The organism is Streptomyces sp. NPDC005820 (genome assembly GCF_040630255.1).
Classification (GTDB): domain Bacteria; phylum Actinomycetota; class Actinomycetes; order Streptomycetales; family Streptomycetaceae; genus Streptomyces.
In genome coordinates this window covers 83314-100115 of sequence record NZ_JBEXXE010000024.1, presented here as the reverse complement: position 1 = coordinate 100115, position 16802 = coordinate 83314, and the positions used below count along the sequence as shown (strand labels likewise).

The 16802-nt window shown below is 71.0% G+C and carries 14 protein-coding genes; 11 read left to right on the top strand and 3 right to left on the bottom strand.

The genetic code is table 11. The annotated features are described in order from the left end of the window. Positions 1–31: 31 nt before the first annotated feature. Positions 32–2071, bottom strand: a complete 2040-nt coding sequence (locus tag ABZ464_RS28260) for a bifunctional aldolase/short-chain dehydrogenase (protein WP_359280958.1) — start codon at positions 2069–2071, stop codon at positions 32–34. A gap of 135 nt (positions 2072–2206) precedes the next feature. Next, positions 2207–3367 (bottom strand): L-rhamnose isomerase, encoded by a 1161-nt coding sequence (gene rhaI, locus ABZ464_RS28255; RefSeq protein ID WP_359280955.1) that lies wholly within the window; start codon positions 3365–3367, stop codon positions 2207–2209. 273 nt (positions 3368–3640) lie between these two features. Here rhaI and ABZ464_RS28250 point away from each other — a divergent pair, with 273 nt between their 5' ends. The 11 genes from ABZ464_RS28250 (at position 3641) to ABZ464_RS28200 (ending at position 15291) form a co-directional block, all read left to right on the top strand. Then, positions 3641–5158, top strand: a complete 1518-nt coding sequence (locus ABZ464_RS28250) for a sugar ABC transporter ATP-binding protein (protein WP_359280953.1) — start codon at positions 3641–3643, stop codon at positions 5156–5158. Beyond that, on the top strand, positions 5155–6225 hold the full coding sequence (locus tag ABZ464_RS28245; RefSeq protein WP_359280951.1) for an ABC transporter permease: 1071 nt from the start codon (positions 5155–5157) through the stop codon (positions 6223–6225). Before ABZ464_RS28250 ends, ABZ464_RS28245 begins: the two co-directional genes overlap by 4 nt. Beyond that, positions 6218–7213: an ABC transporter permease gene (locus ABZ464_RS28240; RefSeq protein ID WP_359280949.1), complete on the top strand. Its 996-nt coding sequence runs from the start codon at positions 6218–6220 to the stop codon at positions 7211–7213. Before ABZ464_RS28245 ends, ABZ464_RS28240 begins: the two co-directional genes overlap by 8 nt. Positions 7214–7268: 55 nt before the next feature. Beyond that, on the top strand, positions 7269–8348 hold the full coding sequence (rhaS, locus tag ABZ464_RS28235; RefSeq protein ID WP_359280948.1) for a rhamnose ABC transporter substrate-binding protein: 1080 nt from the start codon (positions 7269–7271) through the stop codon (positions 8346–8348). 47 nt (positions 8349–8395) lie between these two features. After that, a complete protein-coding gene (locus ABZ464_RS28230) occupies positions 8396–8716 on the top strand; it encodes an L-rhamnose mutarotase (protein WP_359280946.1) in 321 nt (106 codons plus the stop codon). A gap of 47 nt (positions 8717–8763) precedes the next feature. Continuing rightward, positions 8764–10188 carry a BNR repeat-containing protein gene (locus tag ABZ464_RS28225; RefSeq protein ID WP_359280943.1) on the top strand — a complete coding sequence of 475 codons (1425 nt, stop codon included), beginning with the start codon at positions 8764–8766 and terminating at the stop codon, positions 10186–10188. Between the two features lie 79 nt (positions 10189–10267). Beyond that, complete coding sequence (locus ABZ464_RS28220) at positions 10268–11290, top strand: LacI family DNA-binding transcriptional regulator (protein ID WP_359280941.1); 1023 nt, start codon at positions 10268–10270, stop codon at positions 11288–11290. Positions 11291–11394: 104 nt separating this feature from the next. Continuing rightward, the gene (locus ABZ464_RS28215; RefSeq protein ID WP_359280939.1) at positions 11395–12696 is read left to right on the top strand and encodes an alpha/beta fold hydrolase; all 1302 of its coding nucleotides are present in this window, start codon (positions 11395–11397) and stop codon (positions 12694–12696) included. Between the two features lie 28 nt (positions 12697–12724). Next, on the top strand, positions 12725–13468 hold the full coding sequence (locus ABZ464_RS28210) for a PIG-L deacetylase family protein (protein WP_359280936.1): 744 nt from the start codon (positions 12725–12727) through the stop codon (positions 13466–13468). A gap of 28 nt (positions 13469–13496) precedes the next feature. Continuing rightward, positions 13497–14414, top strand: coding sequence for a sigma-70 family RNA polymerase sigma factor (locus ABZ464_RS28205; protein ID WP_359280933.1), 918 nt, complete (start codon positions 13497–13499; stop codon positions 14412–14414). Between the two features lie 46 nt (positions 14415–14460). Next, positions 14461–15291, top strand: a complete 831-nt coding sequence (locus ABZ464_RS28200; protein WP_359280931.1) for a pentapeptide repeat-containing protein — start codon at positions 14461–14463, stop codon at positions 15289–15291. Here the strand turns inward: ABZ464_RS28200 and ABZ464_RS28195 are convergent. Next, positions 15253–16779 carry a cytochrome P450 gene (locus tag ABZ464_RS28195; RefSeq protein WP_359280928.1) on the bottom strand — a complete coding sequence of 509 codons (1527 nt, stop codon included), beginning with the start codon at positions 16777–16779 and terminating at the stop codon, positions 15253–15255. The two genes, ABZ464_RS28200 and ABZ464_RS28195, sit on opposite strands and share 39 nt — an antisense overlap. Positions 16780–16802 lie beyond the last annotated feature (23 nt).

The following is a 16802-nucleotide window of genomic DNA, read 5'->3' as shown; positions in this document are numbered from 1 at the left end:
AGGTCGACCGCGGCGTACGACCGCACGCCGGTCACCGGAGGAACGCGGCTGCCACACCCGCGTCGACGGGCACATGCAGCCCGGTGGTGTGGGTCAGCTCCCCGCCGGTCAGCGCGAACACCGCGTTCGCGACATGCTCGGGCAGCACCTCCCGCTTGAGGATGGTCCGCTGGGCGTAGAACTCGCCGAGCTTCTCCTCCTGGACCCCGTACACGGCGGCCCGCTGGGCGCCCCACCCGCCGGCGAAGATCCCCGATCCCCGCACCACACCGTCCGGATTGACGCCGTTGACGCGGATCCCGTGCTCACCCAGCTCGGCGGCGAGCAGCCGCACCTGGTGGGCCTGGTCGGCCTTGGTGGCGGAGTAGGCGATGTTGTTCGGACCGGCGAACACGGCGTTCTTCGAGGCGATGTAGACGATGTCCCCGCCGAGCCCCTGCGCGATCATCACCCGGGCCGCTTCCCGCGACACCAGGAACGATCCCCGGGCCATGATGTCGTGCTGGAGGTCCCAGTCCTTGGCCGAGGTCTCCAGCAGCGGCTTCGAAATGGAGATCCCGGCGTTGTTGACGACGAGATCGACACCACCGAAGGCGAGCGCGGCGGCCCGGAAGGCCCCGGCGATCTGCTCCTCGGACGTCACGTCGACGGTGACGGCGACGGCCTTGTCGGCCCCGCCCAGCTCCTCCGCCACCTGGGCGGCGTTCTCCCCGTTCAGATCGGCGACGACGACACACGCCCCCTCGGCGACCAGCCGGTGCGCGATGGCCCTCCCGATCCCGCTGCCCGCGCCCGTCACCAGCGCCACCCGGGTGGCCAGCGCCTTCGGCTTCGGCATCCGCTGGAGCTTGGCCTCCTCCAGCGCCCAGTACTCGATGCGGAACTTCTCCCGTTCCTCGATCGGCGCGTACGAGGACACCGCCTCGGCGCCCCGCATCACATTGATGGCGTTGACGTAGAACTCACCGGCGACCCGGGCGGTCTGCTTGTCCTTGCCGAAGGAGAACATGCCCACACCGGGCACCAGCACGATGGCCGGGTCGGCGCCGCGCATGGCGGGGGAGTCGGGCTCGGCGTGCCGCCGGTAGTAGGCGGCGTACTCCTCCCGGTACGCGGTGTGCAGTTCCTTCAGCCGGGCGACGGCCTCCTGAAGCGGAGCGGTGGGCGGCAGGTCGAGGACCAGCGGCCGCACCTTGGTGCGCAGGAAGTGGTCCGGGCAGGACGTCCCCAGCGCGGCGAGCCGGGGGTGCTCGGCCCGCGCCACGAAGTCGAGGACGACGTCCGGGTCGGCGAAGTGCCCGACCTGCGGCCGGTCCTGCGAGGCGATCGCCCGCACATACGGCGCGAGCGCGGCGGCCCGCTCCCGGCGCTCGCCCTCGGCCAGCGCCTCGTACCCCTCGACGACGGGCCCGAAGGGCTCGGCCTTACCCCGCTCGGCGAGGAACGCCTCCGCGGTGCGGATGATGTGCAGGGAGTTGCGCTCGCACTCCTCGGCAGTGTCACCCCAGGCGGTGATCCCGTGCCCGCCCAGGACGACCCCGATGGCCTGCGGGTTGGCGGCCTTGATCGCGGCGATGTCCAGGCCCAGCTGGAACCCGGGCCGCCGCCACGGCACCCACGCCACACTGTCCCCGAAGCACTCGGCGGTCAGCTTCTCCCCGTCCGCCGCACAGGCGAGCGCGATCCCGGAGTCCGGGTGCAGATGATCCACGTGCGCGGCGTCGACGAGTCCGTGCATGGCGGTGTCGATGGAAGGCGCCGCCCCACCCTTGCCGTGCAGGCAGTAGTCGAACGCGGCGACCATCTCGTCCTCGCGCTCGACCCCGGGGTAGACGTCGACGAGCCCCCGCAGCCGGTCCAGCCGCAGCACGGCCAGCCCGCTCTCGGTGAGCGTGCCGAGGTCGCCTCCCGACCCCTTCACCCACATCAGCTCGACATCCCCACCGGTGACGGGGTCGGTGTCGGTGCCCTTGGCGGACGCGTTGCCGCCGGCGTAGTTCGTATTACGGGGATCAGCACCGAGTCGGTGCGACCGCGCGAGGAGGGCGGCGGCTTCGGGGTGCGGTGACATGAACGTCCAGTCCTTACTTGAAAGAGGTGCGATTCCTTAGGGGCGCGGGGCTGCATCAATATGCGGCTCCGCCGCGTGGGCGCGACCAGCCACAACCGGCCCGCAGCCCGCGACGAAACAGATCAAGGCAGACGCTTACGCGCCCCAACCGGCCTGCTCTCCCCCGACACGCTCGGCGACAACCTTCTCGGCCCACCCCGACGCCCGGTAGGCGACAAGCGGCTCGGGGTCCAACCCCATCTCCTCGCGCACCTCACGAAGCAGCGGCCGCACATCCGTGTTGTACGCGTCCATCAGCACGGCATTCGCTTCCAGCACATCCCCGGCCGCCTGCGCGGCAGCCAACGCGTCCCGATCCACCAGCAGCGCCTTCGCCGTGGCCTCCTGCACGTTCATCACGGACCGGATGATCGCGGGGATCTTCGCCTCGATGTTGTGGCACTGATCGAGCATGAACGCCACCTCGGAGGTGAACCCACCCCCACGTACGACCTCGTACATGATCCGGAACAGCTGGAAGGGGTCGGCCGCGCCCACCATCAGATCGTCGTCGGCGTAGAAGCGCGAGTTGAAGTCGAACCCGCCGAGCTTCCCCTCCCGCAGCAGCGTCGCCACGATGAACTCGATGTTGGTCCCCGGCGCGTGGTGGCCCGTGTCGACCACGACCTGCGCCTTCGGCCCCAGCTTCAGACAGTGCGCGTACGCCGTGCCCCAGTCCGGGACGTCGGTCGAGTAGAACGCCGGCTCGAAGAACTTGTACTCCAGCAGCATCCGCTGCCCGTCCCCGAGCCGCTCGTACACCTCGGCCAGCCCCTTCGCCAGCCGGTCCTGCCGCGCCCGGATGTCGTCCTGGCCGGGATAGTTCGTCCCGTCGGCGAACCACAGCTTGAGATCGGCGGAACCCGTCGCGTCCATGATGTCGACGCACTCCAGCAGATGATCGACGGCCTTGCGCCGCACCGCCGCCTCGGGGTGGCAGATGCTGCCCAGTTTGTAGGCGTCGTCCTGGAAGGTGTTGGAGTTGATCGCCCCGAGCCGCACCCCCCGGTCCTCGGCGTGCTTCGCCAGCGCCGCGTAGTCCTCCACCTTGTCCCAGGGGATGTGCAGCGCCACGGTCGGGGCCACGCCGGTGACCGCGTGCACCTGTGCCGCGTCGTCCAGCTTCTCCTGCGGGGTGCGCGGAACGCCCTGCTGGGCGAACACCTTGAAACGGGTCCCCGAGTTCCCGTACGCCCACGACGGCGTCTCGACGGCCTGGGTCTTCAGCGCGGCCTTCACGGCGGCGAGGTCGGTCACTTCGGGCTCCTGTGACATCGGTCCGGGACAGGGCCCGGATGAAACGATTCAGAACGGGAAGCTATGAGGCCGCGAGGGGAGTGTCAACCCTTTCGACCGCGCACCCTTTTCGTGACCGCCGCGTGACCTTCGACTATCGAAAACTTTTCGAGACGGACCCATTGACGTGACATGCCCCGCGTGCCTAACGTCCCGGCAATCCAGTTGAAACCTTTCACGACGCCGTGGCGGGCCCCAGGGGCACCGCCGCGGACGTTCGTCGAGGAGCCACCCATGACCCACCCGTCCGACACGGGACCGGCCCCGGTGCTGGCGCTCAAGGACGTCGCCAAGTCCTTCGGCGCCGTACGCGCCCTGCGGGGCGTCTCCCTGGAGCTGTTCCCCGGCGAGGTGCACGCCCTCGCCGGGGAGAACGGCGCGGGCAAGTCGACCTTGATCAAGACCCTCGCGGGGGTGCACCGGCCGGACACCGGCCGGGTGCTGCTCGACGGCGAGCCCGTCGTCTTCCACGGACCCGGCGATGCCCGCGACGCCGGCATCGCCGTGATCTACCAGGAACCCACGCTCTTCCCCGACCTTTCGATCGCCGAGAACATCTTCATGGGCCGCCAGCCCCGGCGCGGCCTCGGCCGGATCGACCACAAGGCCACCCACGCGGCGACCGCCGCCCTGATGGCGCGGCTCGGTGTCGACCTCGACCCGGACCGCCCGGCGCGCGGACTGTCCATCGCCGACCAGCAGATCGTGGAGATCGCCAAGGCGCTCTCCTTCGACGCCCGCGTCCTGATCATGGACGAGCCGACCGCCGCCCTCACGGGCAGCGAGGTCGCCCGGCTCTTCGGAGTCGTGCGGACCCTGCGCGAGCAGGGCGCGGCCGTCCTGTTCATCTCGCACCGGCTGGAGGAGATCTTCGAGATCTGCCAGCGGGTGACGACCCTGCGCGACGGCGCCTGGATCGCCAGCGAGCCCCTCGCCGGCATGACCGAGGACGACCTGGTCCGCAGGATGGTCGGCCGCGACCTCGACGAGCTCTACCCGAAGCAGGACGTCACTCCGGGCGAGGTCGCCCTGAGCGTGAGCCGGCTGACCCGGGAGGGCGTCTTCACCGACGTCTCCTTCGAGGTACGGCGGGGCGAGATCGTCGGCCTGGCCGGACTGGTCGGCGCCGGACGCACCGAAGTCGCCCGGGCCGTGTTCGGGATCGACCGCTGGGACGCCGGCGATGTCACCGTCGACGGCAGGGCGCTGGTCAACGGCGCCCCCTCCACCGCGATGGCCGCGGGCCTCGCCCTGGTGCCGGAGGACCGGCGCGCCCAGGGCCTGGTGATGGACATGTCCATTGAGCGCAACATCGGCCTCACGGGTCTGCGGACGACCGTGAAGGCGGGCCTGATGGACCGGGGCGCCGAGCGCAGCCGGTCCCTGGACTGGGCGGTCAAGCTCCAGGTGAAGTACGCCCGGATCGCCGACACCGTCAACACGCTCTCCGGCGGCAACCAGCAGAAGGTCGTCCTCGCCAAGTGGCTCGCCACCGCCCCCAAGGTGCTGATCGTCGACGAGCCCACCCGCGGCATCGACGTCGGCACCAAGGCCGAGGTGCACCGGCTGCTGAGCGAGCTGGCCGCCGACGGGGTCGCCGTCCTGATGATCTCCTCCGACCTGCCCGAGATCCTCGGCATGGCCGACCGCGTGCTGGTGATGCACGAGGGCCGGCTCACCGCCGAGATCCCCCGCTCCGACGCCACCGAGGAAACCGTGATGGCCGCAGCCACCGGGAGGGCAGCCGCATGACGGTCGCCACTCCTGAACAGGCCCCCGTCGCCGAGGCGCCCAAGTCCAGCGGCACCCGGCTCGTCGACCGCGTCTTCAAGATGCGCGAACTCGCCATCCTGGTCGTCTTCCTGGTGATGATCGCCGTCACCCAGGCCGGCAACAGCGAGTTCCTCTCCGAGCAGGGCATCAAGGACCTGCTGCTGAACGCGACCATCCTGGTGCTGGTCGCCACCGGCCAGTCCCTGGTGGTGATCACGAGGAACGTCGACCTGTCGGTCGGCTCCACCCTCGGCATCACCGCCTTCGCCGCCGGCACCTATCTGCACGGCGGCGGCAACCCGGTGATCGCGATCGTGCTGGCCGTCCTGCTCGGTGTCGGCTTCGGGCTCCTCAACGGCCTGCTGGTCAGCCTCGGCCAGGTGCCCGCGCTCGTCGTCACCCTCGGCACGCTGTACATCATCCGCGGCATCGACTCCATCTGGGTCGGCTCCCGGCAGATCACCGCGGCCGACCTGCCCGCCGGCTTCGTCGACTTCGGCTCCGGCGGCCTCTCCGCCGTGCCGTATCTCGCGCTGATCGCCCTGGCGGTGCTGGTCGCCACGGCGTACTACCTCAAGCACTTCGGCAGCGGCCGGGAGCTGTACGCCCTCGGCTCCAACCCGGAGGCCGCCCGCCTCGCCGGCATCCCCGTGCGCAAGCGGATCCTCGCCGCCTACACCTTCTGCGGCGGACTCGCCGGACTCGCCGGCGCGATGTACCTGGCCCGGTTCGGCAACGTCGACTCCGGGACCGGCAACGGCTACGAACTCACCGTCGTCAGCGCGGTCGTGGTCGGCGGCGTCGTCTTCACCGGCGGCTCCGGCAGCGTCTACGGCGCCGCCCTCGGCGCGCTGCTGCTGACCTCCATCAACAGCGTCCTGCCCGCCCTCGGCGTCAGCTCGGTGTGGGTCCTCGCCATCAACGGCGTCCTGCTCCTGCTGGCGATCGCGGTCGACCGGATCGTGGCGCTGCGGGTGGCGACCGCCCTGAAGAAGAAGTCGGCGTCCGTCGCGCCGGCCGTGGAGAAGGGGGAGACCCGTGCGTGAGTCTCTTGCCGGTCGGGTGGTCCGCAGGTCCGCCTTCAGGTGGGATACAGCCGTCAGTGCGCTGCTGATCGTCCTGCTGCTGTTCTCCTTCTCCTTCGTGGACGGCTTCGGCAACGCGCTGAACCTGTCCTTCCTCATCGGCAACACCCTGCCGATCGCGCTGGTCGCGCTCCCCATGACCCTGCTGGTCGTCTCCGGCGAGATCGACCTCTCGGTCGCCTCCACGGCCGGGCTGTCCGGCGCGGTGATGGGCGCCCTGTGGAACCAGGGCATGACCATCGAGACGATCATCCCGATCTGTCTGCTGCTCGGGGTCGTCTGCGGGCTGGTCAACGGCCTGCTGGTGACCCGGCTCGGACTGCCCTCCCTCGCCGTCACCATCGGCACCCTCGCCGCCTACCGGGGCATCGCACAGATCGTGCTCGGCTCCGACGCGGTGACCGATTTCCCGTCCCAGTACCTGGACTTCGCGGCCGGACGGGTCGGGGACAGCTTCCTGCCGCAGGCCTTCCTGCCCTTCCTCGTCCTGCTCGCGATCGCCGTGATCGTGCTGCACGCCACGCCGTTCGGGCGGTCGCTGTTCGCGACCGGGGCGAGCGAGGAGGCGGCGCGGTTCGCCGGGATCCGCGTCAAGCGGCAGAAGCTGATCCTGTTCACGATGACGGGGTTCATGGCCTCGCTCACCGGGATCTTCTGGGCGCTGCACTACGCCAGTGCTCGCTATGACAACGCGACCGGCCTCGAACTCTCCGTGGTCGCGGCGGTGCTGCTCGGCGGTATCGACTTCGACGGCGGCAAGGGCACGTTGGGCGGTGCGATCGCGGGGGTGTTCCTCCTCGGTGCGCTCCAGAACGTGATGAGCCTCGTCAATGTCTCCGCGCAGTCCCAGATCGTCGTGACCGGTGTGCTGCTGGTCGTGTCGGTGCTCGGCCCTCGGGTCGCTCGTCAGATCTCCGTCGCTCGGGCGGCGGCTCGTTCCGCCGGTTAGTTCCCCGCGCCCCAAGAGAAAACCCTCACCTCACCTTTCTCACGAAGGAACCCTCATGCGTAAGTCATCCCTTCGGCGTGCCTGTGCCGCCCTCGCCGTCGTCTCCTCGCTCGCCCTCGCCGCCACCGCCTGTGGGGGCACCACCAAGGAGGACGTGAAGAGCGAAGGCGCCTCCGCGGCCGCCACCGGCAAGGCCGACCCCAACGCCGCCACCAAGAAGGGGCTGACCGTCGGCTTCCTGCCGAAGCAGGTCAACAACCCGTACTTCACCACCTCCGACAAGGGCGGCGAGGCGGCCCTGAAGGAGCTGGGCTCCAGCTACAAGGAGGTCGGTCCGTCCAGCGCGACCGACACCTCGGGGCAGGTGTCGTACGTCAACACGCTCACGCAGCAGAAGGTCGACGCGATGGCCGTGTCCGCGCAGGACCCGGGCGCGCTGTGCACCGCCCTGAAGACGGCGATGAGCAACGACATCAAGGTCGTCACCTACGACTCCGACACCAACCCCGAGTGCCGCAACGCCTTCGTCTCGCAGGCCTCCGCCGAGGACCTCGGCCGGACCGAGGTGCAGCTGCTCGCCGAGCAGATCGGCTACAAGGGCGAGATCGCGATCCTGTCCGCCGCGCAGACCGCGACCAACCAGAACACCTGGATCGAGTTCATGAAGGACGAACTCAAGGACGCCAAGTACAAGGACATCAAGCTCGTCAAGGTCGCGTACGGCAACGACGACGCCCAGCAGTCCTTCCAGCAGACCCAGGGCCTGCTCCAGGAGTACCCGAACCTGAAGGGGATCATCTCCCCGACCACCGTCGGCATCAAGGCCGCCGCCCAGTACCTGTCCGGCTCGAAGTACAAGGGCAAGGTCAAGCTGACGGGCCTCGGCACCCCCAACGACATGCGCAAGTACGTCAAGAACGGTACCGTCGACGGCTTCGAGCTGTGGGACCCGGCCAAGCTCGGCGCCCTCGCCGCGCAGACGGCCGTGGCGCTGGTCTCCGGGCAGATCACCGGCAAGGAGGGCGAGACCTTCACGGCCGGCGGGACGTCGTACACCATCGGCAAGGACGGTGTGATCAGCCTCGGCAAGCCGACCGTGTTCGACGCCAAGAACATCGACCAGTTCAACTTCTGATCCCCGTCCCCTGATCATCCCCCCACACCCATCGGGAGCGGTACTTCATGCAGCGCGTCTGTTTCCTGCTCAAGGTCCGCCAGGACCGCCTCGCCGAGTACCGCGAACGGCACGCCGCCGTGTGGCCGGAGATGCTTCAGGCTCTCTCGGCCACCGGGTGGCACAACTACTCCCTGTTCCTCAGGGACGACGGCCTGCTCGTGGGCTATCTGGAGACCGAGGACTTCGCCGCCGCCCAGGCCGGCATGGAGGCCGCCGAGGTCAACGCCCGTTGGCAGGCCGAGATGGCGCCGTTCTTCGAGTCCCTGGACGGCGCCCGGCCCGACGAGGCCATGAAGCCCCTCACCGAAGTGTTCCACCTCGCCTGACACCACCCCGTACCTCCCGCTCTCGTACGACAATGGAGTCCCCCGAGATGAGACGACGCACCCTGCTGGCCGGCGCCCTCGCGACCGCCGCGGCGACCCCCCTTCTCGCCTCCGGCACCGCCCGCGCCGCCGACCCCGGCCCCTCGGTCACCCAGAAGGCCACCACCCAACTCGACGCCACCGCCGTCTTCTTCGTGTCCTACGACGGTCTGGTCAACAACAACTCGTTCCAGAAGAACGGTCTGTTGACCTACAAGGGCTACCAGTACGCCACCTGGTACACCTCCACCGGCAACGCGGTCGTCGCCCGCCGCGTCCTCGGCGCCACCTCGTGGTCGACCGTCACCCTCTCCCACGTGCTCAAGGCCAGCGACTCCCACAACGTCATCTCCATGGGCGTCTCCAAGGTGGACGGCCGGCTCCACCTCAACATGGACTCCCACAGCAACGGCTACTTCTACGTGAAGTCGACAGCCGGACTCCTGGACAACCCGGCGTCCACCTCCTGGACCTCGTCCGTCTTCGGCGCCGTACAGACCAGCCTCGACGGGCTCGCGCTCACCTCGCAGTTCACCTACCCGCAGTTCGTCTCCACGCCCGAGGGCAAGCTCCAGCTGAGCTACCGCGTCGGCATCTCCGGCAACGGGCGCAACGCCCTCGCCGAGTACGACGGTTCGTCCTGGACCGCGCTCGGGGAGTGGTCCGGCTCGACCGGGACCTACACCAGCTCGCACGGCTCCTCCACCGCCCGCAACATGTACCTGCACGGCATCGACTACGACGTCAACGGACGGCTGCACTCCTTCTTCACCTGGCGCGAGCAGTCCGCGGCCGTCATGTGCAACAGCGGCGGCATCACCAACCACGACACCGGCTACGTGTACTCGGACGACCGCGGGCGGACCTGGCGCAACAACGCGGGTACGCTCGTGGGCACCACCGGCACCTCGGACACGGTGGCCGTCACCGACTCGGGGCTGGTCGTCGACTCGCTCAACCCCGACCACTCCCTGATGAACCAGGAGAGCCAGTTCACCGACTCCAGCGGCCTCCCGCACGCGATCATCAGCTATGTCCCCGGCCGCTTCGGGCAGTGCACCACCAACTACGTCAGCGACCGCACCGCCAACGGCCGTGCGTTCCACGTCCGCAAGAACTCCTCGGGCACCTGGCAGAAGACGGAGATCCCCGTCGTCCTCGGCTCCAGCCAGCGCACCAAGCTGATCCTGGACAAGTACGACAACGCCTACGCGATCTTCCCCTTCGGGCGGATCGCCGGCGCCTCGAAGTCCTCCGGGTACACCGACTGGACCGTGCTCTTCGACGGCAGCGGACTGAACGCCTTCGGCGAGGTCGTCATCGACGAACTGCGCGTCAAGTACGACAACACCCTGTCGTTCATGTACCAGGAGAAGTCGAGCGGGACGACCCCCTCGGCACTCCACGTCATCGACTTCGCACTGCCCGCATGACACGAACGGCCAGGGGTCGGCGTGACGGTAATGTGAAGCCCGTCCCGCCGTACCCCGTTCACCTGGAGGTCCCCGCCTGATGGCCCAGCCGGTGGGTATCAAGGACGTCGCCCGTGCCGCCGGAGTCTCCGTCGGCACGGTCTCCAACGTCATCAACCGCCCCGACACCGTCGCCACGGAGACCCGGGCCCGTGTGCTGTCCGCGATAGACCGGCTGGGATACGTCCGCAGCGAGTCCGCGCGCCAGCTCAGGGCCGGGCGGTCCCGGATCATGGGGCTGCTCGTCCTCGACATGGGCAACCCCTTCTTCGTGGACGTGGCGCGCGGCGCCGAGCGCGCCGCCCGGGACGCCGGGCTCGGAGTGATGGTCTGCAACAGCGCCGAGAGCGTCGGCGAGGAGGCCGAGTACCTCTCGCTCTTCGCCGAGCAGCGGGTGCGGGGCGTGCTGCTCACGCCCGCCGACGCCACCGGCCGCAACATCGAGTCCTTCCGCCGCCACGGCATCCCGTTCGTGCTGGTCGACCGGGTCTCCGAGGGCACCACCGAGTGCTCGGTGTCGGTGGACGACGTCGCGGGCGGCGCGCTCGCCGTCCGGCATCTCATCGACGCCGGACACCGCTCCCTCGCCTACGTCAGTGGCCCGCCCGGCTTCAACCAGGTCCGCGACCGCCGCACCGGCGCCCTCAACGCGCTCGCCGAGGCGGGCCTCGGCCCCGAGTGCCTGCGCGAGCTGCCCACCGAGCGGCTCGACGTGGCCGCGGGACGCGACGCCGGCGCCCGGCTGCTCGGGCTCGCCGACCGCCCCACCGCCGTGTTCTGCGCCAACGACCTGCTCGCCCTCGGCGTGCTCCAGGCCATGTACGCGGCCGGCGTCGGGGTCCCCGACGACCTCGCCATCGTCGGTTACGACGACATCGAGTTCGCCGCCGCCGCGGCCGTCCCGCTCACCTCGGTCCGTCAGCCCGCCGTCACCATGGGCGCCCTGGCCGCCGAGATGCTGCTGGAGGAGACCGAGGAGGACACCGGCCGACGGCACGAGCACCGCAGGGTCGTGCTCCAGCCCGAGCTGGTGGTACGCCGGTCCAGTCTGTCGGCCCGCTGAGTGGCCGTTCAGTAGCCGTTCATGATCCCCTGGGCTCCACGCCCGCCCGGACATGTGCTGAACTGGGACGCGGCCCGTACACCGAGCGTCCCAGGAGACCCCTGTTGTCCCTCAGCTACCGCCAGCCCGGCGTCGTACTCACCGACCGCCGTTTCACCGTCCCCCTCGACCACGCCGACCCGGCGGGGGAGACGATCGAGCTGTACGCCCGTGAGGTCGTCGCGAGCGACAAGGAGGGCCAGGACCTGCCCTGGCTGCTCTACCTCCAGGGCGGCCCCGGCTTCGGGGCGAACCGTTTCGTCGGCAGCCCGGCCTGGCTCGGCCGCGCCCTGAAGGAGTACCGCGTCCTCCTGCTGGACCAGCGCGGCACCGGCGCCTCCAGCCCCGCCAACCGCCAGACGCTCCCGCTGCGCGGCGGCCCCGCCGCCCAGGCCGACTACCTCACGCACTTCCGCGCCGACTCGATCGTCCGCGACTGCGAGGCCGTCCGCCGCGAGGTCACCGGCGGCGCCCCCTGGACCGTGCTCGGCCAGAGCTTCGGCGGCTTCTGCACGGTCAGCTATCTCTCCCTCGCCCCCGAGGGACTGGCCGCCGCCCTGATCACCGGCGGTCTGCCCGCCCTCGACGCCCACGCCGACGACGTCTACCGCGCCGCCTACCCGCGCATGGAGCGCAAGAACGCCGCGCACTACGCCCGCTACCCGCAGGACGTCGAACGGGTCCGCCGGATCGCCGACCACCTCCTCCAGCACGAGGTCACCCTCCCCGGCGGCCACCGGCTCACGGTCGAGGCGTTCCAGACCCTCGGCATCCTGCTCGGCACCGGCGACGGCAGCCACCGGCTGCACCACCTCCTCGAGGACGCGTTCGTCCCCACCCCGCACGGCCCCGAACTGTCCGACGCCTTCCAGGAGCAGCTCCGGCAGCAGCTCTCATTCGCCGGACACCCCCTCTACGCCCTCGTCCACGAGGCGATCTACGGCCAGGACGCCCGCCCCACCGCCTGGTCGGCGGAACGGATGCGCGCCGAGTTCCCGCAGTTCGACGCCGCCAAGACCCTCACCGGCGACGGACCGCTCCTGCTCACCGGCGAAACGATCCACCCCTGGATGTTCACCACCGACCCCGCGCTGCGCCCCCTGCGCGAGACCGCCGAACTCCTCGCCGCCCGCACCGACTGGACACCGCTGTACGACCCCGCCCGCCTCGCCGCCAACGAGGTCCCGGTGGCGGCGGCGATCTACCACGACGACCTGTACGTCGACACCGCCCACTCCCTGCGCACCGCCCACGCGATCCGGGGCCTGCGCACCTGGGTCACCGACGAGTTCGAGCACGACGGCGTGCGGGCCGGCGGCCCCCGTGTCCTGGACCGGCTGCTGGCCCTCGTCCGTGACGAAGCGTGATGTCGGTGTCACCGATTAGTCTTCGGGCATGACCGTGCCGACGATCCCTCAGCTCCAGCCCATGCCCGAGGACTGGCGGCGTGCCCTGGCCGTCGTGGCGCATCCGGACGACCTGGAGTACGGCTGCTCCGCGGCCGTCGCCGCCTGGACCGACGACGGCCGGGAGTTCGCCTATGTCCTGGCGACACGCGGCGAGGCGGGCATCGACACCATCGCGCCCGCCGAGTGCGGCCCGCTGCGGGAGCGGGAGCAGCGGGCGAGCGCGGCCGTCGTGGGCGTCACCGCGGTGGAGTTCCTCGACCACCGCGACGGCGTGATCGAGTACGGGCCCGCCCTGCGCCGCGACATCGCCGCCGCGATCCGCAGACACCGCCCCGAGCTCGTCATCACCCTCAACCACCGCGACACCTGGGGCGGCGTCGCCTGGAACACCCCCGACCATGTCGCCGTGGGCCGGGCCACGCTCGACGCCGCCGGGGACGCCGGCAACCGCTGGATCTTCCCCGAGCTGGCCGAACAGGGCCTCGAACCATGGAACGGCGTGCGCTGGGTCGCGGTCGCCGGATCCGCCACGCCCACCCATGCCGTGGACGCCTCGGCGGGCCTGGAGCGGGCGGTGGGCTCCCTGCTCGAACACCGCGCCTACATCGAGGCCCTCACCGACGAGGATCCGGAGACGTATGTGCGCGGCTTCCTGACGGGGGTGGCGCACTCCGTGGGGGAGCGGTTCGGCGGCAGACCGGCGGTCGCCTTCGAGCTCTTCAACCGATAGAAACCGATGCCCCAGGGGGAGCGGCACGATGACCGACACGGACGTACTGGCGAAACGCTTCGAGGAGCACCGCGCCCATCTCAAGGCCGTCGCCTACCGGATGCTCGGCTCGCTCGCCGAGGCCGAGGACGCGGTGCAGGAGACCTGGCTGAGACTCGGCCGCAGTGACGTCGAGGAGGTGCGCAACCTGGGCGGCTGGCTGACCACCGTGACCGGCCGGGTCTGCCTGGACCTGCTGCGCTCGCGCACCGCCCGCCGTGAACTGCCGATGGACGAAGGACAGGAGGGGTACGCGGGGTACGCCGCCTTCGTCCCCGACCCGGTGATCGCTCCCCTGCCCCGGACCGACCCCGAGGAGGAGGTGCTCCAGGCCGACGCGGTGGGGCTCGCCCTGCTGATCGTGCTGGAGACCCTGGAGCCCGACGAGCGGCTCGCGTTCGTGCTGCACGACATGTTCGCCGTGCCGTTCGACGACATCGCGCCGATCGTGGAGCGCACCCCGCCCGCGACCCGGCAGCTCGCCAGCCGGGCCCGCCGCCGGGTCCAGGGGGCCACGCCGTCGGCGGAGCCGGACCTCGGCCGGCAGCGCGAGGTGGTGTCCGCGTTCCTGGCCGCCGCCCGGGCCGGTGACTTCGAGGCGCTGGTCTCCGTCCTCCACCCCGATGTGGTGCTGCGGGCCGACTCCGGGGCGCTGGTGCGCGGCGCGGCGGCGTCCAAGATCGTGCAGGGGGCGAAGGCGGTCGCCGAACAGGCGGTGTTCTTCCGGCAGTTCGCGCCGGCCGGGCGGCTGGCGCTGGTGGGCGGGGCGGTCGGGATCCTCAACGGGCCCGAGGGCGAGGTGCGGTCGGTCATGGGCATCACGGTCGCCGACGGCCGGATCGTCGCCCTGAACATCCTGGCGGACCCGGAGCGGGTGGCCGCCCTGGACCTGCCGGAAGGGGCGTGAGCGCAGGTCAGCAGGGTGTCGGTAGGGAGTCAGTAGGGTGGAGGGCATGCAAGACAAGACGGTGGACCGGGCCGGACTGCGCGGCGACTGCGCGGACTGCTTCGGCCTGTGCTGTGTGGCCCTGCCCTTCGCCCGCTCCGCGGACTTCGCGCTCGACAAGCCCGCGGGGCGGCCCTGCCCCAACCTGGCGGAGGACCACCGCTGCGGCATCCACGAACGGCTGCGGCAGAAGGGTTTCACCGGCTGCACGGTGTACGACTGCTTCGGCGCCGGCCAGAAGGTCTCGCAGGTCACGTTCGGCGGGCGGGACTGGCGGGGCGCCCCCGCCGAGCACGCCCGGGCGATGTTCGAGGTGTTCCCGGTGGTCCGCCAGCTCCACGAGCTGCTCTGGTACCTCACCGAGGCGCTCGGCCTGCCCGCCGCCCGCCCGGTCCACCCGGAGCTGCGCCGGGCCCTGGAGCGGACCGAGACGCTCACCCGGCAGAGTCCCGAGGAGCTGGCCGCCCTGGACGTCCCGGCCCACCGCCAGGAGGTCAACGTCCTGCTGCTGCGGACCAGCGAACTGGCCCGCGCCGGTGTCCGCGGCCGGAAGAAGGACCGCCGGGGCGCCGACCTCATGGGCGCCCGCCTCAGGGGCGCCGATCTGCGCGGGGCGAATCTGCGCGGGGCGTATCTGATCGCCGCCGACCTCACCGGCGCCGATCTGCGCGGCGCGGACCTGATCGGGGCCGACCTGCGCGACACCGACCTCACCGACGCCGACCTGACCGACGCGATCTTCCTGACCCAGCCCCAGCTGAACGCGGCCCGGGGCGGCGCGGGCACCCGGCTGCCGGGCTCAGTCACCCGCCCGGTGCACTGGACAGCGGGGCGCTGAGGCCTCCGGGGCGGGTCCTTCCGCCGGTGCCCCCGCCGCTCCGCCCGTCGTGCGCCGCTCCAGCCCCATCCGCAGCCCCTCCGGCATCAGCGTCAGCCGCTCCGTGACCCGCAGCCGGTACGCCGGGTCGGGGCGCAGGTCGTAGCGGCGCAGGAGCAGGCCGAGGACGAGGGTGGCCTCGTGCAGGGCGAACTGGCGTCCGATGCAGGCGCGGGCGCCCGTGCCGAACGGCTTGAAGGTGTGCGGGGCGCGCCCCCGCACGGCGGGGGCGTCGAAGCGGTCCGGGTCGAACCGTTCGGCGTCCTCGCCCCACACCTCGGGGTCCCGGTGCAGCATCGCCGTCAGGACCAGCGCCCAGGCGCCCCGCCGCATCGGATGCTCCCCGCCCAGCACCGTGTCGTCGCGGGCCTCCCGGGCGAACCCCGGCGCCGTCGGCCACAGCCGCAGCGCCTCGTCGAGGACCCGGCGGACGTACCGCAGCTTCGCCACCTGGTCGTACCCGGGCACCCGCGTGTCGCCCCACACCCGGTCCACCTCGGCCCGGGCCCGGGCGGCGATGTGCGGGTTCAGGGAGAGGTAGTGGAGGGCGAAGGAGAGCGCGCCCGAGGTGGTCTCGTGGCCCGCGACGAGGAAGGTGATGACCTGCCGCCGTACGTTCTCGGCGGACAGCCGCTCCCCGGTCTCGGGGTGCGCGGTGTCGAGCATCCGGTCGAGCAGGTCGCCCTGCCCGCCGCCCCCGGCGCGCCGCTGCCGTACCAGCTCGTCGACGGTGCGGTCGAGATGGGCGATGTCGGCCTCGTTCTGCCGGGCGGCGCCCTTCAACAGCCCGGGGAACGGCAGGGTGTTGAGGCGCTGGGCGTAGGTCAGGGTGCCCACCATCGCGGTCACGAAGGGATGCGGGCGGGCGCGCTCGAAGGAGCCGAAGTCGTGCCCGAACCCGGTGCGGGCGATCGTTTCCAGGGTCAGCTTGGTCATGTCGCCGGGCACGTCGACCGGGCGTCCGGCGGCGGCCTCCCGGTCCCAGTGGGCGGTGAGCCGTTCGGCGACGTCCAGCATCATCGGGTGGTAGGCCGCCATGGCCTCCCGGCTGAACCCGGGGGCCAGGACGTCGTGCGCGAGCTGCCAGTTGGGCTCGTGGTTGTACGCGGTGAACAGCGCGTCCCCGACCACCGGCCTGAGGTTGGCGATGCCCAGCCCCACGTGCTTGGCGAACCGCGACTCGTCCGCCATGTCGGCGGCGAGCTCCGCGCCCCACACGAACACGAACTCCCGGCCGAACGCCTTGCGCCGGAAGATCGGGCCGAGCTGCCGGGCATACCGCAGGGTGTCCTGGAGGGGAGTGCGCCGGCTGGCGCCGAGGAGGTCGCCGAGCAGTGGGATCCGGTGCGGGGGATGCGGGATGCGCCGTAGCTCGGGCCAGCCCAGCTCGGCGCTGCGGAACCCCTTGGGCAGGACGCCCCCGGTCGTCGTCGACACCGTCTCCGCCATGACGCGATCTCCCTTGATCTCCC